The sequence below is a fragment of the Rudaea sp. genome, from assembly GCF_036383415.1.
Lineage (GTDB): Bacteria > Pseudomonadota > Gammaproteobacteria > Xanthomonadales > Rhodanobacteraceae > Rudaea.
In genome coordinates this window covers 1-3844 of the sequence record NZ_DASVOK010000119.1, presented here as the reverse complement: position 1 = coordinate 3844, position 3844 = coordinate 1, and the positions used below count along the sequence as shown (strand labels likewise).

The 3844-nt window shown below is 65.3% G+C and carries 4 protein-coding genes and 1 pseudogene; 1 reads left to right on the top strand and 4 read right to left on the bottom strand.

The features are described 5' to 3' along the window. Positions 1 to 140 precede the first annotated feature (140 nt). From gph to efp, 4 genes are all read right to left on the bottom strand, one after another. Entirely contained in the window at positions 141 to 827 is a 687-nt protein-coding gene (gene gph / locus VF497_RS04550) for a phosphoglycolate phosphatase (protein ID WP_330886454.1), read from the bottom strand. Further along, entirely contained in the window at positions 806 to 1525 is a 720-nt protein-coding gene (gene ubiG, locus VF497_RS04545; protein WP_330886453.1) for a bifunctional 2-polyprenyl-6-hydroxyphenol methylase/3-demethylubiquinol 3-O-methyltransferase UbiG, read from the bottom strand. Before ubiG ends, gph begins: the two co-directional genes overlap by 22 nt. A 9-nt stretch (positions 1526 to 1534) precedes the next feature. Then, positions 1535 to 2875 (bottom strand): TRZ/ATZ family hydrolase, encoded by a 1341-nt coding sequence (locus VF497_RS04540; RefSeq protein ID WP_330886452.1) that lies wholly within the window; start codon positions 2873 to 2875, stop codon positions 1535 to 1537. 90 nt (positions 2876 to 2965) lie between these two features. Then, entirely contained in the window at positions 2966 to 3532 is a 567-nt protein-coding gene (gene efp, locus VF497_RS04535) for an elongation factor P (protein WP_330886451.1), read from the bottom strand. A gap of 56 nt (positions 3533 to 3588) precedes the next feature. Here efp and VF497_RS04530 point away from each other — a divergent pair. After that, positions 3589 to 3844: pseudogene (locus VF497_RS04530) on the top strand (EF-P beta-lysylation protein EpmB); the annotation flags it as partial.

The window sequence follows — 3844 nt, the reverse complement described above, 5'->3', positions numbered from 1 at the left end:
TCAGACTACCGAACGCGGCCGAGCGCAGGCGTGCATCGGGCGCGAGGAACAGCGCGACGGTGGCCTGTTCGGGATTCGCCGCCAGCCATTTCTCCTCGAAGCTGGCGAAGGCGCCGTGTTGCGCGTCCGACATGGCGAGTTCAATCCAGGCCGAGCGCGGAAACCAGATCCTGCGGTCGTGCAACGACGATGTCCGCGCCCCAATCGCGGGGATCCTCTCCATCGAGATAGCCCCAGCCCGCGGCGACCGTACGCATCCCGGCCGCGCGACCTGCCTCGATATCGCGCGCATCGTCGCCGACGTAGACACTGCGCGTCGCATCGACGTTCGCCAATTGCGCCGCATGCAGCAACGGCTCGGGATCGGGCTTGCGTTTGGCGAGTGTATCGCCGCCGACCAGAGCCGCGCTGCGTGCGGCGAGGCCGAGTTCCGCGACGACACTGCGCGCGAGGCGCTCGGGTTTGTTGGTGACGATACCCCACGGCAGAGCACGTGCATCGAAATCCGCAAGCACCGCATCGATGCCGTCGAACGTGCGCGTGTGTAGTGCGATCTGCTGCGCGTACAGGTCGAGATAGCGCGGCAGCAAGGTCTCGACGCGTGCCTCGGCTATGCCAGGGAAACCCGCGCGCAGCATCGCGCGGCCGCCTTTGGAGACGACCATGCCGACCTTGTCCATCTCGATCACCGGCTCACCGAGTTCGGCGCGCAGGCGACGCATTGCGTCGATCAGGTCGGGCGCGGAATCGATCAGCGTGCCGTCAAGATCAAAAAAAACCGCGGAGATCGGTTTGCCGTTCAAGCTCACGCCGGCTTTACCGCGCAAGCGAGATAGTTGACCTGCGTGTTCTTGACGATCCACGTGCGCCGCGACAGCGGGTTGTAGGCCAGCCCGCTCAGGTCTTCGAGTTCGAGCCCGGCGTCGCGCAGCGCGGCGGCCATCTCCGACGGGCGGATGAACTGAGCGTAGTGGTGTGTGCCGCGCGGCAGCAGGTTCAGCGCGTATTCGGCGCCGACGATCGCGACACCGAACGCGAGCGGCGTGCGGTTGAGCGTGGACAGGAACAGGCGCCCGCCCGGCTTGAGCAGCGTCGCACAGGCCGCAATCACACTGCCCGGATCGGGCACATGTTCAAGCATCTCCATGCAGGTGATCGCATCGAACGCGCCGGGCGATTCCTGCGCGAGCGCCTCGACGCTGATTTCGCGGTAGTCGACCTGCAGATTCGACTCATGCAGATGCAAGCGCGCCACGTCGAGCACGCGCGGCGCGAGATCAATGCCGGTCACCTGCGCGCCCACAGCAGCCAGCGCTTCGCTGAGCAGTCCGCCGCCGCAGCCGACGTCGAGCACGCGCGCACCCTTGAGTGCGACCCGTTCGGCGACGTAGTTGAGGCGCACCGGGTTGAGATCGTGCAGCGGGCGCGACTCGCCTTCCGGGTCCCACCAGCTCGCCGCGAGCTTGTCGAACTTGCCGGTTTCCGCACGGCTTACATTCGGTTCATTGACGTTGGTTGAAGTCATGGGGCGATGTTACTGCGCAAACGCGATGCGCTCATGCCACTCGCGTGCCTTGGCGCGCAGCGCGGCGAGGTCCATGCCGACGAGCGCGCGGTTGTCGAGCTTGCGCCTGCCGGCGATCCACACGTCGCTGACCTGCTGGCGTCCGGTCGCGTAGACGAGCTGCGAGGCAACATGGTAGATCGGCTGCGTCTCGATCGCGTCGAGGCGCACCGCAACGAGATCGGCCTGCTTGCCCGGCACGATCGAGCCGATGCGCTCTGCGAGTCCCAGCGCGCGCGCGCCATTGAGCGTCGCCGCCTGCAGGGCGAACGCAGCATCGAATGCGCTCGCATCATTGGCCACGGCCTTGGCGAGGATCGCCGCGGTGCGCATTTCGCCGAACATGTCGAGGTCGTTGTTGCTCGCCGCGCCGTCGGTACCGATCGCGAGGTTGACGCCAGCGCGGCGCAGTTTTTCCGCCAGACAAAAACCGCTGGCGAGCTTGAGATTCGACTCGGGACAGTGCGCGACCGATGCGCCCGCTTCGGCCATCTGCGCGATCTCCGCGTCGGTGAGCTGGGTCATGTGGATCGCGATCAGGTGGTCGTTGACCAAGCCGAGCGTGTGCATGCGCGCGATCGGGCGCATGCCGTGGTCGCGTTTGCCGTCCTCGACCTCCTGTGCAGTCTCGTGAAGGTGCAGGTGCACGGGCAGATCGAGCTGGTCGGACATCAAGCGAATGCGCTCGAAGGTCTCGTTCGCGACCGTGTACGGTGCATGCGGCGCGAGCGTCGTCGTCACCAGCGCTTCATCGCGCAGCTCGTCATGCACGGCGAGGTTCTTGTCGAAATACTCGTCGCGGCTCTTTGCCCACGCAGTCGGGAATTCGATGAACGGCAAGCCGACCACGGCGCGGAAGCCGTGCTTCAGATACGTCGCCGCCTGCGCGTCGGGGAAAAGATAATTTTCGTTGCAGCAGGTGGTGCCGCCGCGCAGCATCTCGGCGATCGCAAGCTCGATGCCGTCGCGCACGAACTCCGGCCCCATCACGCGCCCTTCCGCCGGCCAGATGTGCTCATTGAGCCAGGTCATCAGCGGCAGGTCGTCGGCGAGGCCGCGCATCAACACCATCGGGTTGTGCGTGTGTGCGTTGACGAGGCCGGGGATCAGCGCGTGCTCGTTCAATTCGACGCGCTCGGCGTCGGGATATTTTGCGCGCGCAGCCTCGATCGGCAGCACGTCGGCGATCGTGTCGCCGGCCAGCGCGACGGCGTGGTGGTCGAGCACGACGCCGTGCGGTTCGATCGGAATGACCCAGCGGGCTTCGAGAATCGTATCGACGTTCTTCATGTCCGTAGGGGCGCGATTCATCGCGCCCACTCTGCGTTTTCCGGGAAAGCGGGCGCGAATACTATCGAATTATTTTCGCGCGGGACGCGCGAAAATCGCGCCCCTGCGATCTTATTTGACTCTGCCAACGTATTCGCCGGTACGCGTGTCGACGCGGATCACCTCGCCGTTCGGCACGAACAGCGGCACACGCACGGTCGCGCCGGTTTCGAGCTTGGCCGGCTTGCCGCCCGAACCCGCGGTGTCGCCCTTGACGCCCGGGTCGGTCTCGGTGATCTGCAGTTCGACGAAGTTCGGCGGCGACACGGTCAGCGGCGCGCCGTTCCACAGCGTGACGATGCAGGTCTCGTTGCCCTTGAGCCACTTCTCGGCGTCGACCATCGCCGACTTGTCGGCGGCGATCTGCTCGTGCGTGTCCGGGTGCATGAAGTGCCAGAACTCGCCGTCGCTGTACAGATACTCCATGTCCTGGTCGATCACGTCGGCCGGCTCGAGCGAGTCGGTCGACTTCATCGTCAGCTCGACCACGCGGCCGGTCTTGATGTTGCGGTACTTCACGCGCGTGAACGCCTGGCCCTTGCCCGGCTTCACGTATTCGGTGTCGACGATCGAGCACGGATAGCCGTCCACGATGATCTTCATGCCGTTCTTGACGTCGTTCATGCCATAGCTGGCCATCTTCTAAGCTCCGTTGTGCGACGAGCCGCGGTCGATTGCGGCTAAAATTGAGGGATATGGGAAAAATTGAAGCTGCAATTGTAACCGGGAACACGCTGGCTGCGCATGTCAGCCAGGGCTTGGCATCGGGAATCCGGGATTCGCAGAAGCAGGATTGGCGGCGCCTGTGGCGCGAAGCCGTGACCGATCCGCGCGAGCTGCTGGCGCTGGTCGGTCTGGAACATCTGGCCGAAAGCGTCCTGCCGCGCCTCGACACCGGCTTTGCCCTGCGCGTGCCACGCGGCTTCGTCGCGCGCAGGCGCCACGGCGATG